This is a genomic window from Carnobacterium sp. (genome assembly GCF_040274945.1).
Taxonomy (GTDB): domain Bacteria; phylum Bacillota; class Bacilli; order Lactobacillales; family Carnobacteriaceae; genus Carnobacterium_B.
The window spans coordinates 206,383-224,637 of record NZ_JBEMAR010000003.1 but is presented as its reverse complement, the minus strand read 5'-3'; the positions used below and the strand labels follow the sequence as shown (position 1 = coordinate 224,637).

General features: G+C 38.2%; 14 protein-coding genes and 1 other annotated feature. Of the genes, 12 read left to right on the top strand and 2 right to left on the bottom strand.

Translation table 11 applies throughout. From position 1 onward, the window contains the following. Positions 1–19: 19 nt before the first annotated feature. The gene (locus ABS916_RS05000; RefSeq protein WP_350450831.1) at positions 20–790 is read right to left on the bottom strand and encodes an NRDE family protein; all 771 of its coding nucleotides are present in this window, start codon (positions 788–790) and stop codon (positions 20–22) included. A 106-nt stretch (positions 791–896) separates the two neighbouring features. Here ABS916_RS05000 and ABS916_RS04995 point away from each other — a divergent pair, with 106 nt between their 5' ends. From ABS916_RS04995 to ABS916_RS04955, 9 genes are all read left to right on the top strand, one after another. Beyond that, positions 897–1,427: a hypothetical protein gene (locus ABS916_RS04995; protein ID WP_350450830.1), complete on the top strand. Its 531-nt coding sequence runs from the start codon at positions 897–899 to the stop codon at positions 1,425–1,427. Between the two features lie 102 nt (positions 1,428–1,529). Then, positions 1,530–1,955: a 50S ribosomal protein L11 gene (gene rplK / locus ABS916_RS04990; protein WP_013712049.1), complete on the top strand. Its 426-nt coding sequence runs from the start codon at positions 1,530–1,532 to the stop codon at positions 1,953–1,955. 97 nt (positions 1,956–2,052) lie between these two features. After that, positions 2,053–2,742 carry a 50S ribosomal protein L1 gene (rplA, locus tag ABS916_RS04985; RefSeq protein ID WP_035020893.1) on the top strand — a complete coding sequence of 230 codons (690 nt, stop codon included), beginning with the start codon at positions 2,053–2,055 and terminating at the stop codon, positions 2,740–2,742. A 51-nt stretch (positions 2,743–2,793) separates the two neighbouring features. Continuing rightward, positions 2,794–2,921: a sequence feature (ribosomal protein L10 leader region), on the top strand. Between the two features lie 60 nt (positions 2,922–2,981). Next, positions 2,982–3,482 carry a 50S ribosomal protein L10 gene (gene rplJ / locus ABS916_RS04980; protein WP_350450858.1) on the top strand — a complete coding sequence of 167 codons (501 nt, stop codon included), beginning with the start codon at positions 2,982–2,984 and terminating at the stop codon, positions 3,480–3,482. Positions 3,483–3,554: 72 nt separating this feature from the next. Continuing rightward, positions 3,555–3,920, top strand: a complete 366-nt coding sequence (gene rplL, locus ABS916_RS04975) for a 50S ribosomal protein L7/L12 (RefSeq protein ID WP_007725723.1) — start codon at positions 3,555–3,557, stop codon at positions 3,918–3,920. 131 nt (positions 3,921–4,051) lie between these two features. Further along, the gene (locus tag ABS916_RS04970) at positions 4,052–4,666 is read left to right on the top strand and encodes a class I SAM-dependent methyltransferase (RefSeq protein WP_350450829.1); all 615 of its coding nucleotides are present in this window, start codon (positions 4,052–4,054) and stop codon (positions 4,664–4,666) included. Between the two features lie 285 nt (positions 4,667–4,951). Then, positions 4,952–8,518, top strand: coding sequence for a DNA-directed RNA polymerase subunit beta (gene rpoB, locus ABS916_RS04965; RefSeq protein WP_350450828.1), 3,567 nt, complete (start codon positions 4,952–4,954; stop codon positions 8,516–8,518). Between the two features lie 165 nt (positions 8,519–8,683). Beyond that, the gene (gene rpoC, locus ABS916_RS04960; protein ID WP_035020887.1) at positions 8,684–12,304 is read left to right on the top strand and encodes a DNA-directed RNA polymerase subunit beta'; all 3,621 of its coding nucleotides are present in this window, start codon (positions 8,684–8,686) and stop codon (positions 12,302–12,304) included. Positions 12,305–12,461: 157 nt separating this feature from the next. Next, a complete protein-coding gene (locus ABS916_RS04955; protein ID WP_350450827.1) occupies positions 12,462–13,925 on the top strand; it encodes an NAD-dependent succinate-semialdehyde dehydrogenase in 1,464 nt (487 codons plus the stop codon). Positions 13,926–14,043: 118 nt separating this feature from the next. Here ABS916_RS04955 and ABS916_RS12875 read toward each other — a convergent pair whose 3' ends face one another. Next, positions 14,044–14,766, bottom strand: coding sequence for a prepilin peptidase (locus tag ABS916_RS12875; RefSeq protein WP_502880581.1), 723 nt, complete (start codon positions 14,764–14,766; stop codon positions 14,044–14,046). Between the two features lie 342 nt (positions 14,767–15,108). Between ABS916_RS12875 and rpsL the strand changes: the two genes are divergently transcribed. The 3 genes from rpsL (at position 15,109) to fusA (ending at position 18,255) form a co-directional block, all read left to right on the top strand. Further along, positions 15,109–15,519: a 30S ribosomal protein S12 gene (gene rpsL / locus ABS916_RS04940; RefSeq protein WP_013712040.1), complete on the top strand. Its 411-nt coding sequence runs from the start codon at positions 15,109–15,111 to the stop codon at positions 15,517–15,519. Positions 15,520–15,591: 72 nt separating this feature from the next. Then, positions 15,592–16,062, top strand: coding sequence for a 30S ribosomal protein S7 (gene rpsG, locus ABS916_RS04935; protein WP_013712039.1), 471 nt, complete (start codon positions 15,592–15,594; stop codon positions 16,060–16,062). A gap of 105 nt (positions 16,063–16,167) precedes the next feature. Continuing rightward, on the top strand, positions 16,168–18,255 hold the full coding sequence (gene fusA / locus ABS916_RS04930) for an elongation factor G (protein WP_350450826.1): 2,088 nt from the start codon (positions 16,168–16,170) through the stop codon (positions 18,253–18,255).

The window sequence follows — 18,255 nt, the reverse complement described above, 5'->3', positions numbered from 1 at the left end:
CGGACCGAGTTTTTTTTTGTTAGTGAATTTTAAATGAATAGTTTACTTCTCCAGTAATGCCTTCTTTAGTGTAACTGCGTTCGATAAACGTAACATTATTCTTATGATCAACTAATAAAACAGTTGTGGAGACTGTTCCATATTCCGGAGTCTTGATAAAAATTGGAGGCGTTTCTTGTTCTAGATGTAAAGAAGTAGTGCTAGTGAGTATGGTATCTTTTCCTGAGGGTAAGCTGGTATCCATAAAAGCTGTTAACAATTCGTTTGGGTCAAGGACCGTACTTTTTAAATGAAGTTGTTGGAGATGAGATTTTACTTTTAGCACTTTTGGCCATGGATCATTCAAACTAGCGTTGCTTAAACCGTGTATCCCGAATCTGAGAGAGTTTACTTGATTCGTATGATTATTGAAATGCCAAAGGTGGTCGATATCGCCTAGTAATAAGTTGAAACCTGCGTAGTCTAAGCGTTTATCTTGTAGACGGGCTAAAAAGTCTGATGCAGATTGAGTAGTCGTTAAATAATCACGCACGATTTGACCTCTTGAAACAGGATTTTCTGGAACGCTAACAGGAGAATCGTAGCTATTCGTTAAAGCTGCAAAGCGTCCTTCTTTCGTAATGCCTAACCAAGTTCCCATTTGTAACAAATCTCTACCAGCTAAAACTTGAGGATAATCCTTCCAAAAACTAGCAGCTGCAGTCGGACGTGTGTATGCCTCGTCCCGATTGGCAACCAAAATCATTTTGTAGAGGGGGTGTTCATGAAGTTGAAGGGCGATTAGGCACATAATAGATTCACCTACTTTATTTACAATTATACGCTAAAGAGTAGTGTAAGAAAAACAACCAGACTATGTTATAATAAGAAAAAATGAAATAAGCAGGTGATGTGTAATGAAAGAACTTATTCTAGTACTGGCAGCTATTGTAAATGAGGTGCACGATGTTCTCAATCAATTGTTTGGAATGAGTATGACGGATAAAGCCTTGCATTTTTGGGTTATGGGTATTATCGGTATTCTGCTCTTTTTAGGGGTTTATCTTGTTATTAAGATTATTGAAAAAATGAAATTTAGTGCGACGATCCTTTCGTTTGTTTTCACGTTTACAGTGATGACTGTATTGGTCTTTGCTATTGAAATCCAACAAGCTATTACGAATAGAGGGAATATGGAATTTGCAGATGCTGCGATGGGTTTGTGGGGATTTGTTGTCTTTTTCACTATTTATGCCATTGTAATGGGTGTGTTTTATAGTGTTTATACTCGTATTAAAAAGAGAAAAAAGGCGAAGAAGACTACCCAAGTTCCGATAGAAGAAAAAAGAGAGTCGATTTCGAACGAATCAGCAGATGAACCAGCTGTTTACCGTTCTCGAGTGAAAAAACAAATAAGTTCAAAAAGTAGTTGCAAAACAGTTTTATGAATGGTATAGTATTTTGGTACGTTTTACGTATGCGTTAAATGTGGGAGGGGAAATATTAACCCCATTAACCACATCACGGACTCAATCAAGGAGGTATGTCACGTGGCTAAAAAAGTAGTTAAATTAGTTAAATTGCAAATTCCTGCAGGGAAAGCAACTCCAGCTCCACCGGTAGGTCCAGCTTTAGGACAAGCACAAATCAATATCATGGGATTCTGTAAGGAATTCAATGCTCGTACTGCTGAGTTAAACGGATTAATCACTCCCGTTGTTATTTCTGTATATGAAGATCGTTCATTTACATTTATTACAAAAACTCCACCTGCTGCTGTTTTACTTAAAAAAGCTGCTGGTGTTGAATCTGGTTCTGGTGAACCAAACACTAAAAAAGTTGCAAAAGTAACTCGCGACCAAGTTAGAGAAATTGCTGAAACAAAAATGGCTGATTTAAACGCATCTGACGTTGATTCTGCTATGTTAATGATCGAAGGTACTGCACGAAGCATGGGATTCACCGTAGAAGGTTAATTCTATATTCACGCTTCTCAGTATACCTTATGCGTAACAGTATAAGGATTAAGTGGGAGGTAAAACCGTTATAACCACAATCAAGGAGGAAAAAATTATGGCTAAAAAAAGTAAACAATATTTAGCAGCGGCTGAAAAAGTTGATGTTTTAAAAGCTTATTCTTTAGAAGAAGCTGTAGCATTAATTAAAGACGTTGACTACGCTAAATTCGATGCAACTGTAGAAGTTGCTTATAGACTTGGCGTTGACCCTAAGAAAGCTGATCAACAAATTCGTGGAGCAGTTGTTCTTCCAAATGGAACAGGGAAAACTCAAAAAGTATTAGTATTTGCTAAAGGTGAAAAAGCTAAAGAAGCTGAAGCTGCTGGAGCAGATTACGTAGGAGAAGCTGAATTAGTTCAAAAAATCAATGGCGGATGGTTTGATTTCGACGTTGTTGTTGCAACTCCAGACATGATGGCTGAAGTTGGTCGTCTTGGACGTGTTTTAGGACCTAAAGGCCTAATGCCAAACCCTAAAACAGGTACTGTTACAATGGACGTTACTAAAGCAATCAATGAAATTAAAGCTGGTAAAGTTACTTACCGTGTTGACAAAGCAGGAAATGTTCATGCTCCAATCGGTAAAGTATCATTTGACAATGCTAAATTAGTTGAAAACTTCAGAACAATCAACGATACAATGTTGAGAGTTAAACCTTCAACTGCTAAAGGCGAATACATCAAGAACATTACAGTAACTACTACTTTTGGACCTGGTGTTAAAGTTGATGCAGGATCGTTTTAATAAATAACTATTAAAAGTCTTGACCTAGACGATGGAAATTGTTAAAATCGTCTAGGTTGAGAAATATTACCGAAGACAGTAGGTGGCGTATGCCTTAATTTCCTGCCGAGGATGAATATGTGAAAGCATACAATTATCCCTCTATGTCTAAGGTGACATAGAGTTTTTTGCGTTTAATGGACTTGCGAGTTCGTGAAAAACAAAAAATTCTAGCCAATCGATCAGGAGGTGAAAAATTAATGAGTCAAGCAGCAATCGCAAAAAAACAAGAACTAGTTGATTTAGCATCAACTAAATTCAAAGAAGCAGCTTCAGTAGTTGTAATGGACTACCGTGGATTAACTGTTGAAGAAGTGACTAATTTACGTAAACAATTACGTGATGCAGGAATTCAAATGAAAGTTATCAAAAATTCAGTTTTAAGCCGTGCAGCAGAAGCAGCAGGTTTAGAAGGAATGAACGATGTTTTCAAAGGACCTACAGCTATTGCATTCAGTAATGATGACGTTGTAGCACCTGCAAAAATTATCGCTGAATTTGCTAAAGGCGCAGCGGCATTAGAAATCAAAGGTGGCGTAATTGAAGGACGTGTTTCTTCAGCTACTGAGATCCATGCTCTTGCAACATTACCAGACCGCGATGGTTTGTTGTCAATGTTGTTATCTGTACTTCAAGCACCAGTTCGCAATACTGCACTTGCTATCAAAGCAGTTGCAGAATCAAAAGAAGAAGTAGCTTAATTAAGCCATTTTTTCTTAAAAATAAAGCAAGTTGAACCAAAAAAAACTAACCAATAATGGAGGAAACCAACAATGGCATTAAACATTGAACAAATCGTTGCTGACTTGAAAGAATCAACGATTTTAGAATTAAACGACTTAGTAAAAGCAATCGAAGAAGAATTTGGCGTAACTGCAGCAGCTCCAGTAGCAGCAGCAGGAGCTGGAGAATCAGCAGCAGCTGAACAAACTGAATTTACAGTAGAATTAACTTCTGCTGGAGACTCAAAAATTAAAGTTATCAAAGCTGTACGTGAAGCTACAGGCCTTGGCTTGAAAGAAGCTAAAGGATTAGTTGATGGAGCACCAGCAGCAATCAAAGAAAACATTTCTAAAGAAGATGCTGAAGCATTGAAAGAAGCTTTGGAAGCAGCTGGAGCTTCTGTAGAAGTTAAATAATTTTAACTCTACTAAGCTTTAGGAGAAGACACGCAGTTTTTGCTGCGTGTCTTTTTTCTCTTTATTAAGATTTCTGCAATGGCAACGAGTCGTTTAGATAATAAAATAAAGATAATTGAGGAGGGACATATATGTCAGATCACTATTTTACAAATAATCCAAAAATTGAAAGTGAAACAGCAGCTTGGACATACACGTTACGTGGCCATGAGTTTAAATTTGTTACAGATACAGGAGTATTTTCTAAAAAAACAGTAGATTTTGGTTCGCGACTATTGATAGAAACGCTTGATTTTTCTGGAATGATAGATGGCGATATCTTAGATGTGGGATGTGGATATGGCCCGATGGGGTTAGCGTTAGCAAAAGAAGATCCTGAACGCAAAGTAGAAATGATCGATGTAAATGAACGTGCATTAGGATTAGCTAAACAAAATGCATCGAACAATCGGTTATCCAATGTGCTGATTCACACTTCGGATGTCTATGGATCTGTAGAAGGTAAAGAGTTTGCGGCTATTGTTAGCAATCCTCCTATTCGTGCTGGAAAAAAAGTGGTACATGGTATATTGACTGGTGCTTTTGACCTGCTTAAAAAAGGCGGAACGTTAACAATAGTAATTCAAAAGAAACAAGGTGCGCCAAGTGCGCAAGCGAAAATGGAAGAAACATTCGGAAATGCTAAAGTAATCGTCAAAGATAAAGGTTATTGGATTATTCAAAGTTTCAAAGAGGAAGAGAATTAAGAAATATCCTTGACTTACACACGCAAATAATGTAAAATAATCTAATGCATATAGTGTGTCTTAAAGAAGAAAAGTTTGTTCTGAAATATTGTCCAGAGCAGATTTGAAGAGGAAAACAAAAGAAATGGATTTTTATTTTAAAAGTTCACGAATCTTTTGGTTTTTTTTTGTCAAAAAATAGGCAAACTTTCAACTTGTTACGTATTTTTAACAAATGTAACATGAATGAAATGTATTGATTTGTTTGAAGTGACCACACTAAAAACAGTTTGAGGGGTGAACAGGTTGGCAGGCCATTTAGTAAATTACGGTAAGCACCGTACACGTAGAAGTTTTTCACGTATCCATGAGGTTTTAGAGCTTCCAAATTTAATTGAAATTCAAACTGATTCTTACCAATGGTTCTTAGATGAAGGATTACGTGAAATGTTTAAAGACATTTCTCCAATCGATGACTTTGCTGGAAATCTATCATTAGAATTCACAGATTACCAATTGCAAGAACCTAAATATACCGTTGAAGAAGCTCGTTCACATGACGCAAACTATTCAGCACCGATTTATGTTAAGTTACGTTTGATCAACAAAGAAAGCGGAGAAGTGAAAGAACAAGAAGTCTTCTTCGGTGATTTCCCACTAATGACAGAAATGGGAACTTTTGTTATCAACGGAGCAGAACGAGTAATCGTATCTCAATTAGTCCGTTCACCAGGTGTTTATTTCCATGGTAAATTGGATAAAAACGGAAAAGAAGGATTTGGCTCAACGCTTATCCCGAACCGTGGAGCATGGCTTGAATTCGAAACTGACGCAAAAGACCTGTCTTATGTTCGTATAGACCGTACACGTAAAATACCATTAACTGTATTGGTTCGTGCATTAGGATTTGGATCAGATGATCAAATTCTTGAAATCTTTGGAGATAACGAAAGTCTTCGTTTAACAATGGAAAAAGATTTGCATAAAAATGCTGGAGATTCACGTACAGAAGAAGCATTGAAAGATGTTTATGAACGTCTACGTCCAGGTGAGCCTAAAACGGCTGACAGCTCAAGAAGCTTGTTAACAGCTCGCTTTTTCGATCCAAAACGTTACGACTTAGCAAATGTTGGTCGTTACAAAGTCAACAAAAAATTAAACTTAGTAACACGTTTGTTCAATCAAACATTAGCTGAAACTTTAGTTGATCCTGAAACAGGCGAAATCATCGTTGAATCAGGTACATTTTTAGACCGTGATCAAATTGATAAATTAACACCATATCTAAATGATGGTTTAAACAGTGTTACGTATTACCCATCAGATGACAGTGTCGTTCCAGAACCTGTAGAATTACAAGTTGTAAAAGTCTTTTCTCAAAGAGACCCAGAACGTGTTGTAAATATGATTGGAAATAAAGTAATTGCAGACGAAACTAAAAATGCAACACCAGCTGATATTTTAGCTTCTATGAGTTATTTCTTTAACTTACAAGAAGGTATCGGTAACGTAGACGATATTGACCATTTAGGAAACCGTCGTATTCGTTCAGTAGGTGAATTGTTGCAAAATCAATTCCGTATTGGGTTATCTCGTATGGAACGTGTGGTTCGTGAACGTATGTCTATCCAAGATATGGCTACTGTTACACCGCAACAATTGATCAACATTCGTCCGGTTGTAGCATCAATCAAAGAATTCTTTGGTTCTTCTCAATTGTCTCAATTCATGGACCAAACAAACCCATTAGGTGAGTTAACACATAAACGTCGTCTATCTGCCTTAGGACCCGGTGGTTTAACTAGGGACCGTGCTGGATATGAAGTTCGTGACGTGCATTATTCCCATTATGGCCGTATGTGTCCGATTGAAACACCAGAAGGTCCAAACATTGGATTGATCAACAGTCTATCAAGTTATGCTAAAGTAAATAAATTTGGTTTCATTGAAACCCCTTATCGTCGTGTAAACCGCGAAACAGGTCTTGTTACGGATCAAATTGATTACCTAACAGCCGATGAAGAAGATAACTATGTTGTTGCCCAAGCAAATGCTCCGTTGAATGAAGACGGCACATTTGCAAATGATATTGTACTTGCTCGTTATGTGGAAGAAAACTTAGAAGTTCCTATTAGTCGCGTTGACTATATGGATGTTTCTCCTAAACAAGTAGTGGCAGTAGCGACAGCTTGTATTCCTTTCTTGGAAAATGATGATAGTAACCGTGCTCTTATGGGAGCAAACATGCAACGTCAAGCTGTTCCGTTAATCCACCCTCAAGGTCCACTTGTAGGAACGGGTATGGAACACGTAGCTGCTCGAGATTCTGGAGCTGCATTGATTTGTAAAAATGATGGTATCGTTGAATACGTAGATGCAGATCAAATTCGTGTACGTCAAGAAAACGGTGCTTTAAATAAATACGCTGTAACAAAATTCCGTCGTTCAAATTCAGGTACTTGTTACAACCAACGCCCAATCGTAAAAAAAGGCGACCGCGTAGAAAAAGGCGAAATCTTAGCAGATGGTTCTTCTATGGAAAATGGCGAAATGGCATTAGGACAAAACCCATTAGTAGCCTTCATGACATGGGAAGGGTACAACTATGAGGATGCCATTATCATGAGTGAACGTTTAGTTAAAGATGATGTATACACTTCTATTCATATTGAAGAATTTGAATCAGAAGCACGTGATACAAAACTTGGACCTGAAGAAATCACGCGTGAACTTCCAAACGTTGGAGACGACGCTTTGAAAGATCTAGACGAAATGGGAATTATCCGTATTGGTGCTGAAGTAAAAGACGGCGACTTGTTAGTTGGTAAAGTAACTCCTAAAGGGGTAACAGAATTATCGGCTGAAGAACGTCTATTGCATGCAATCTTTGGTGAAAAAGCTCGTGAAGTTAGAGATACTTCTCTTCGTGTACCACATGGTGGCGGCGGAACAGTTCATGACGTGAAAATCTTTACTCGTGAAGCTGGAGATGAATTATCACCAGGTGTAAATATGTTAGTTCGTGTTTACATTGTTCAAAAACGTAAAATAAACGAAGGGGATAAAATGGCCGGACGTCATGGTAACAAAGGGGTTGTCTCTTTGATCATGCCGGAAGAAGATATGCCATTTATGCCTGACGGAACACCAGTTGACATCATGTTGAACCCATTAGGGGTACCATCACGTATGAATATTGGACAAGTATTAGAATTACACATTGGTATGGCTGCTCGTCAATTGGGTATCCACATTGCAACACCAGTATTTGACGGAGCTTCCGATGAAGATGTATGGGATACCGTTAGAGAAGCTGGAATGGCTGCTGATGCAAAAACTGTTTTATATGATGGTCGTACCGGTGAACCGTTTGACAACCGTATCTCAGTTGGGGTTATGTACATGATTAAATTGGCCCACATGGTCGATGATAAATTACATGCTCGTTCAACAGGACCATACTCATTAGTTACACAACAACCATTGGGTGGTAAAGCTCAATTCGGTGGACAACGTTTTGGAGAGATGGAAGTTTGGGCTCTTGAAGCATATGGGGCAGCTTATACGTTACAAGAAATCTTAACTTACAAATCCGATGATGTTGTTGGTCGTGTGAAAACATACGAAGCAATCGTCAAAGGTGAAAAAATTCCAAAACCAGGTGTTCCAGAATCATTCCGCGTATTAGTAAAAGAACTACAATCATTAGGTTTAGACATGAAAGTGTTAAATGAAAATGATGAAGCGATTGAACTACGCGACATGGATGACGATGATGACATCGTGAACCCGGATGCGTTAAACAAATATGCTGAAGAGCAAGAAAAAATCCGCGCTGAAGCAGCTGAACAAGAACGGTTAAAAGAAGACTAAGACTGGTATCCTCGACTGGCCTTTAAGTGAATGATCCTTAATTGGCCTTTCGAGCATCCATTTTGAAACGTTCAACGAATGACAACCAAAGATAGATACCACTATCTATAAATAAAACAATAGAGCAGGTAGGGCAGCTCACAAAAATAAAGGGAGGTTAGCCCCTTGATAGACGTTAATAATTTTGAAAGCATGCAAATTGGTTTGGCTTCTCCAGATAAAATCCGTAGTTGGTCTTATGGTGAAGTAAAAAAACCTGAAACCATTAACTACCGTACCTTAAAACCTGAACGTGATGGTTTGTTCTGTGAACGTATTTTTGGTCCTTCAAAAGACTGGGAATGTGCTTGTGGAAAATACAAACGTATTCGTTATAAAGGAATTGTTTGTGACCGTTGTGGAGTAGAAGTTACACGCTCAAAAGTACGTCGTGAACGTATGGGTCATATTGAATTAGCAGCACCAGTTTCTCATATTTGGTACTTCAAAGGTATTCCAAGTCGTATGGGTCTTGTGTTAGATATGAGTCCTCGTGCTCTTGAAGAAATCATTTACTTCGCTTCATATGTAGTAACTGAACCAGGAAGTACACCATTAGAAAAGAAACAATTATTAACTGAAAGAGAGTACCGCGAAAAGCGCGAACAATACGGCAATGAATTTAATGCCGAAATGGGAGCAGAAGCGGTTAAACAACTCTTGAATGATGTTAAATTGGATCAAGAAGTGGAAGAATTAAAAGAAGTCTTAAAAACAACTACTGGTCAAAAACGGACACGTGCGATTCGTCGTTTAGACATTTTAGAAGCATTCCGTAATTCTGGTAACCAACCTTCATGGATGGTTATGGATGTTGTTCCTATTATTCCACCAGAAATTCGTCCAATGGTTCAATTAGAAGGTGGACGTTTCGCTACAAGTGATTTAAATGACTTGTACCGTCGTGTAATCAACCGTAACAACCGTTTGAAACGTTTATTAGATTTAAATGCACCGAATATTATTGTGCAAAATGAAAAACGTATGCTACAAGAAGCAGTAGATGCATTGATCGATAATGGTCGTCGTGGCCGTCCAGTTACTGGACCAGGTAACCGTCCATTGAAATCATTGTCACACATGCTTAAAGGGAAACAAGGTCGTTTCCGTCAGAACTTACTAGGTAAACGTGTCGATTATTCAGGACGTTCAGTTATCGTTGTTGGACCGTTCTTGAAAATGTACCAATGTGGTTTACCAAAACAAATGGCTATTGAATTGTTCAAACCATTTGTAATGAAAGAATTAGTTGAACGCGACATCGCAAGCAATATTAAAAATGCTAAACGTAAAATTGATCGTCAAGATGACGCTATTTGGCCAATTTTAGAAGAAGTGATTCGTGAACATCCAGTACTATTGAACCGGGCACCTACTTTACACAGATTAGGGATTCAAGCATTTGAACCTGTTCTTGTTGAAGGTAAAGCTATCCGTCTTCACCCATTAGTGTGTGAAGCTTATAATGCCGATTTCGATGGTGACCAAATGGCTGTCCATGTACCGTTAAGTGACGAAGCGCAAGCTGAAGCTCGTATGTTGATGCTGGCTGCACAAAACATCTTGAATCCTAAAGATGGTAAACCAGTTGTAACACCTTCTCAAGATATGGTCTTAGGTAACTACTACCTGACTATGGAAGAAGAAGGACGTGAAGGTGAAGGTATGCAATTTAGTAGTTTGAATGAAGCAATGCTTGCTTACCAAAGCGGATACGTTCATTTGCACTCTAGAATCGCAATCAAACCAACTGATATTCCAAATAAACCATTTACTGAATGGCAAAAAGAGAAATTAATGATTACGACTGTTGGTAAATTGATCTTTAACGATATCATGCCAAATGAATTCCCGTATATGAATGAACCAACACAAAGCAACTTGGAAGTTCAAACTCCAGACAGCTATTTTGTTGAACCGGGTATAGACGTTCTTGCACATATTCAAGCGCAGGAATTAGTTAAACCATTCAAGAAGAAAAATCTTGGAAATATCATTGCTGAAGTATTCAAACGATTCAAGATTACTGAAACGTCTAAAATGCTAGACAGAATGAAAGATCTAGGATACAAATATTCTACAAAAGCTGGTATTACAGTTGGTATTGCCGATATCGTAGTATTAGAAGAAAAACAAGAAATTCTGGATAATGCTCACTTACAAGTTGAAAAAGTAACGAAACAATTCCGTCGTGGTTTAATTACGGATGAAGAACGTTATGAACGTGTTATTGATATCTGGAATAAAACAAAAGACCACATTCAAATCAAGTTAATGGAAAGTTTGAATGACCTTAACCCAATCTTTATGATGAGTGACTCAGGTGCCCGTGGTAACATTTCCAACTTTACTCAGCTTGCTGGTATGCGTGGATTGATGGCTGCACCGAATGGTCAAATTATGGAATTGCCGGTTACTTCTAACTTCCGTGAAGGATTGTCTGTCTTAGAAATGTTTATCTCTACCCATGGAGCTCGTAAAGGGATGACCGATACAGCCTTGAAAACAGCTGACTCAGGTTACTTGACTCGTCGTTTAGTTGACGTTGCACAAGATGTTATCATTCGTGAAACAGACTGTGGTTCTGACCGTGGACTAGTGATTTATGCAATCAAAGAAGGAAATGAAGTTATTGAACCCCTTGAAGAACGTTTACTAGGACGTTACACTCGTAAAACAGTCTTTAACCCTGAAGATGGAACAGTTATCATTGGTGAAAACCAAATCATTACTGAAGACATTGCCAGAGAAATTATTGCTGTTGGTATCGAAGAAGTAACGATTCGTTCCGTGTTTACATGTAATACTAAACATGGTGTATGTAAACATTGTTATGGCCGTAACTTAGCAACAGGTTCTGAGGTTGAAGTGGGAGAAGCAGTTGGAACAATTGCCGCTCAATCAATCGGAGAGCCCGGTACTCAATTAACAATGCGTACGTTCCATACAGGTGGGGTTGCCGGAGATGATATTACTCAAGGGCTTCCTCGTATTCAAGAAATTTTTGAAGCTCGTCATCCTAAAGGTCAAGCTGTGATTACTGAAGTTACTGGGGAAATCATCTCAATTGATGAAAATCCAGCAGCTCGTACAAAAGAAGTTACGATCAAGGGAGAAACGGATACTCGTTCTTATCAAGTTCCGTTTACGGCACGTATGAGAGTTGCAGAAGGAGATATTATCCACCGTGGTGAAGCATTAGACCAAGGTTCGATTGATCCTAAAGAATTGTTACGTGTACGTGATGTACTTGCAGTTGAAAACTACTTGTTACGTGAAGTACAAAAAGTATACCGTATGCAAGGGGTAGAAATCGGCGACAAACATATCGAAGTTATGGTACGTCAAATGTTACGTAAAGTACGTGTAATGGATCCGGGTGAAACAGATATTTTACCAGGTACATTAATTGACATTCATGACTACACAGATAAAAACTTTGAGACATTGGTATCTGGCGGAATTCCTGCAACAGCTCGTCCTGTATTGCTTGGAATTACAAAAGCTTCCCTTGAAACAAATAGTTTCTTATCTGCTGCATCATTCCAAGAAACAACACGTGTCTTAACGGATGCTGCGATTCGCGGAAAACGTGATCCTTTATTAGGATTGAAAGAAAATGTTATCATTGGTAAAGTAATTCCAGCTGGTACTGGAATGGCTAAATACCGTAAAATGAAACCTAAAGGCGTTGGCGTTGTAAGTGAAAATGTTTACAGCATCAATGATCAAGTGGAACCTAAATAACATGAGAAAGAGCTCTTCATATTTATATGAGGAGCTCTTTTTTTTTGTACTCTTTTGTAGAGAATGGGAGAAGAGCAAATAGTTTAGAATTTTTTTAAGATATGTTAAGGTGAATGATGAAAAGAAGTAGACACCATAATTTGAAGGAGTGATTTTAGTGGCAAACACACAAGCAAAATTACCAGAAATTCAAACGGGACTTTACATCAACGGGCAATGGGTCGAAGGATCGCTAGAAAAAAAAGCGGTCAACAATCCAGCTACTAAAGAAGAACTGATACAAGTGTCTCAAGGTGGAGAAACAGAAACGTTAAAAGCGATTCAAGCAGCTAAAGAAGCTTTTCCAAAATGGTCAGGTATGGAACTGGCGGATCGTGTAAAACTTATCCATGCAATTGCCGATAAGATTGAAGAAAAAGCAGATCAATTAGCCTTGATTATGACTCTAGAACAAGGAAAACCAGTAAAAGAAGCTAAAGGAGAAATCCTGACAAATATTCAGAATCTACATTGGAATGCAGAAGAAGCGCGACGCATTTATGGAGAAACGATCCCTGCTCCTAATCAACACAAATATGAAGTGAAAAAACAACCGGTTGGCGTCGTTGGAGCAATCACTCCATGGAACTTTCCGTCAAATATGATTGTACGGAAAATCGCTCCGGCTATTGCAGCAGGATGTACCGTCATTTTAAAACCTGCAAGCAGTACCCCGTTATCAGCTATTGCGATTTTTGAAATTTTCCATGAAGTTGGCTTACCAGCAGGAGTAGCCAATCTCGTTATCGGACCATCTAAAGAAATCGGAAAGACGCTAACCGATAGTGATGATGTGCGAAAATTAACCTTTACAGGCTCAACTGAAGTTGGGAAAATGCTCTATGAACAATCTGCTCAAACAATGAAGAAAATTTCATTTGAATTAGGAGGTCATGCTCCATTTATTATTTTTGACGATGCAGATGTTGATCAAGCAGTAGACGGGCTTGTTGCTATGAAGTTTAGAAACAATGGGCAAGCGTGTACATCTCCTAATCGTATTTTTGTGAGTAAAGCCGTTAAAAAAGAATTTGTTGAAAAGTTAGAAGCGGCAGTTGGAAAAGTGACGGTCGGTAATGGTTTAACGGATGTCATGGTAGGTCCACTTATTGATGGAGAAGCGATCGAAACGATCCAAGCTCAAGTGGACGATGCAAAAACTAAAGGAGCTACTGTGCTTGCAGGAGGCGAAAGACTCACTGAGGGAGACTATGCTAATGGTTACTTTTATGCGCCGACGATCTTAGATGGAGTGACTACCGAGATGGATATCTTCTATGAAGAAACATTTGGTCCGGTTATTCCGTTGATTGATTTTGACGATGAGGATGAGGTCATCAAAATGGCGAACGATAGCATCTTTGGATTAGCATCTTACTTCTTTACGTCTGATTTAAAACGAGCTGAAAAAGTCAGTGGAGCTTTAGAATATGGTTTAGTTGGCGTCAATAATACAGCTATTTCGACTTCTGAAGCACCATTTGGCGGTGTAAAACACTCAGGAGTTGGCCGCGAAAATGGAAGTTATGGAATACAAGAATTTTTAGAAGTGAAATTTGTTCATACAAAATATTTAGATTAATAACACCAAAAGCTGAGGCATTGTCCTCAGCTTTTTTTAGTTCTACATCAAATGGTGTGGATGCTTCAAAATAAAATTTCTTCTGGAATGGACGGGTTTGTTTGAATCCTATATAGGGTTACAAGCAGTAAGCAATGAAAATTCCTAAAAAAATAAAAGGAGCAAATGGAATCGGATAGCTATAGGAAATTTTTTTACTGAACATTAAAGGAAGGTATACAAGAATAGCGGACAAAGAGGCGAAAAGAAGGGCAATTAAGCTTGAGTGATAGCCCAATAGTAAAGCAATGATTCCTAATAACTTCACATCTCCACCGCCTATAGGAGTAGAAGAGAAGTGATAAACTAAATAAAAGAAACTAAAAAATCCTAATCCACTAAAGATGTAAAAACTAATCGGGTAGGGGTGAATAATCAAACGGCCTAAAAAGACCCATAAAAAGAAAAGGCGCATCAAGTTATCTGGTAGAAGTTGGTAGCAGCTATCAGAAATGATAAAAATGAGGCTGAATGAAACGATTCCTGTAACAAATAACCCTTCCACTGGGGAAAACAAGTAAGTAGAAAAGATAAATAAGGAAACAAATCCCATGAAAAGCTCCACTAACGGATAAAAAATAGAAATCTTTTGTTGGCAATTACGGCATCTTCCTTTTTGGATAAGGTAAGATAAAATAGGAACCAATTCACTAATAGGTAAGGTATGGTGACAATTTGTACAATGAGAGCGTGGAAAAACAATAGATTGATGCATGGGGACCCTAGATCCTATGACCATCAAAAATGAACCCAAACAACACCCTGTAAACCAAATCAGTAAAGATAAGCTACGTATCAGCATTTTTTTCACCTCAAATGAACGACTTATAATAAATATATGTTAATTAAGAAAGAAAGCTTTAAAAAAATAAAGAGGAGGAGTATACTAGTAAAAGTGCCAAAGAGATAAAAAAACTTTTTGCATTTTCAACTCAACTTGTTGACAATAAAATTAGACCATGTTATGATTCAAAAGGTGCTTTTGTACGCAGATTCCTGTCTATCAGTCGTGCTGACTGGTACATTGGCCTTAAACTATACAGACTGGTTGGTTGCAGTTTTGCAGCACTTATTTTTTTGCTAAAAAAAGAACCGCCTGGATGTGTGGACTAGAATAATAACATAGGGAAGGAGGAAACAATCGATGCCTACTATTAATCAATTAGTACGTAAACCTCGTAAATCAAAAATTGAAAAGTCTGAATCTCCGGCTTTAAACAGAGGTTACAACAGCAAAAGAAAAAAACAAACAACAGTAAACTCACCTCAAAAACGTGGTGTTTGTACTCGTGTGGGAACTATGACTCCTAAAAAACCTAACTCAGCGTTACGTAAATATGCACGTGTTCGTTTGTCTAACTTAATTGAAGTAACTGCTTATATCCCAGGTGAAGGTCACAACTTGCAAGAACATAGTGTGGTTCTTTTACGTGGAGGACGAGTGAAAGATTTACCAGGAGTTCGTTACCACATCGTTCGTGGAGCTTTAGATACTGCTGGTGTTGCAGATCGTAAACAAAGCCGTTCTAAATACGGAACTAAACGCCCTAAATAATAAGCTTATTGCTTAAATGAAATAAAAAAAACTATTCTAAAAAGATAATTATTATCGAAAGGAGGAATTTGGATGCCTCGTAAAGGTCCTATTACTAAACGTGATGTTTTACCTGATCCACTTTATAATTCTAAACTTGTAACTCGTTTGATCAACCGTATCATGGTTGACGGAAAACGTGGGAAAGCTGCTACAATTCTTTATAATGCATTTGACATGATTAAAGAACAAACTGGCAACGAACCTATTGAAGTATTTGAACAAGCAATGAAAAATATCATGCCTGTTCTTGAAGTTAAAGCTCGCCGTGTTGGGGGTTCTAACTACCAAGTTCCGATCGAAGTTCGTCCAGAACGTCGTACGGCTCTTGCTCTTCGTTGGTTAGTAAGCTACTCTCGTCTACGTGGAGAAGATACTATGGAACAACGTCTTGCTAAAGAAATCATGGATGCTGCTAACAATACTGGAGCAGCAGTTAAAAAACGTGAAGACACTCATAAAATGGCTGAAGCAAATAAAGCTTTTGCTCACTACCGTTGGTAAGATTTTTTCTAGAGAAGGCTTTGGTGCACTTTTGCAGCTTAGCCTTTAAAGGAAGAATTGAAGTTTCTTAGTTCAAATTAAATTAAGAGAGGTGTTATTGCAAAGATGGCAAAAAGAGAATTTTCTCTAGAGAATACACGTAATATTGGAATCATGGCTCATATTGATGCTGGTAAAACAACAACAACTGAACGTGTTCTGTATTATACTGGTAAAATCCACAAAATTGGTGAAACCCATGAGGGTGCTTCACAAATGGACTGGATGGAACAAGAACAAGAACGTGGTATTACAATTACATCAGCTGCAACAACAGCTGCTTGGCATGATCACCGCGTAAACATCATTGATACTCCTGGTCACGTTGACTTCACTGTTGAAGTAGAACGTTCTCTACGTGTATTAGATGGTGCTGTTGCTTTACTTGATGCACAATCAGGTGTTGAGCCTCAAACTGAAACAGTTTGGCGTCAAGCAACAACTTACGGCGTACCTCGTATTGTATTTGTAAACAAAATGGACAAAACAGGTGCAGATTTCTTGTATTCTGTTGGTACTATTCTTGACCGCTTACAAGCAAACGCTCATCCGATTCAATTGCCAATTGGTGCTGAAGATAACTTCACAGGTATCATTGACTTGGTTAAGATGAAAGCTGAAATGTATACAAATGATTTAGGAACAGATATCCGTGAGGAAGACATTCCTGAAGAATACGCAGAATTAGCAGAAGAATGGCGTACAAAATTAGTTGAAGCAGTAGCAGATACAGATGAAGCTTTAATGGAGAAATATCTTGAAGGTGAAGAGATCTCTGAAGCTGAATTGAAAAAAGCTATCCGTACTGCAACAGTTAACGTTGAATTCTACCCAGTCTTATGTGGTTCAGCATTTAAAAACAAAGGTGTTCAATTGATGCTTGATGCAGTAGTTGATTACCTACCGTCACCACTTGATGTAGCTGCAATCCAAGGAATTTTACCAAATTCTGAAGAAACTGTAGAACGTCATGCTGATGACAGCGAACCATTCTCAGCATTGGCCTTTAAAGTTATGACTGACCCATATGTAGGTCGTTTAACTTTCTTCCGTGTTTATTCTGGTACGTTACAAGCTGGATCTTATGTCCAAAACTCTACTAAAGGTAAACGTGAACGTGTAGGTCGTATCTTGCAAATGCATGCGAACTCTCGTAGCGAAATTCCTGAAGTATTTGCTGGAGATATTGCAGCAGCTGTTGGATTGAAAAATACGACTACTGGTGACACTTTGTGTGATGAAAAAGTACAAGTGATTTTAGAATCAATGGACTTTCCAGAACCAGTTATCCAAGTAGCTATTGAACCAAAATCAAAAGCAGACCAAGATAAAATGGGTGTTGCGTTACAAAAACTTGCTGAAGAAGATCCAACTTTCCGTGCTGAAACTGACCACGAAACTGGCGAAACAATTATCGCTGGTATGGGTGAGTTACACTTGGACATCATTGTTGACCGTATGAGACGTGAATTCAATGTTGAAGCTAGTGTTGGTGCTCCACAAGTTTCTTATCGTGAAACATTCCGTGGTTCTACTCAAGCTGAAGGTAAATTCGTTCGTCAATCAGGTGGTAAAGGTCAATACGGTCACGTATGGATCGAATTCTCTCCTAATGAAGAAGGAAAAGGCTTTGACTTTGAGGATGCAATCGTTGGTGGTACTGTTCCTCGTGAATATATCCCAGCAGTTAAAGCTGGTTTGGAAGCTTCATTAGACAACGGAGTTCTTGCTGGATATCCATTAGTTGATATTAAAGCAAAACTTTATGATGGTTCATACCATGATGTCGATTCAAATGAAACTGCCTTTAAAGTTGCTGCTTCAATGGCATTGAAAAATGCTGCTAAAAAAGCAAATCCAGTTATCCTAGAGCCTATGATGGGTGTTGAAATTACAATTCCTGAAGATTATTTAGGAGACGTAATGGGACACATCTCTGCTCGTCGTGGACGTATCGAAGGTTCTGAAGCTCGTGGAAATACTACTATCGTTAAAGGTATGATTCCATTAGCTGAAATGTTCGGTTATGCAACTGCATTACGTTCAGCAACACAAGGTCGCGGTACTTTCTCAATGACATTTGATCATTATGAAGATGTACCAAAATCTATTTCTGAAGAAATCATCAAGAAAAATGGCGGATCAGCAAACTAA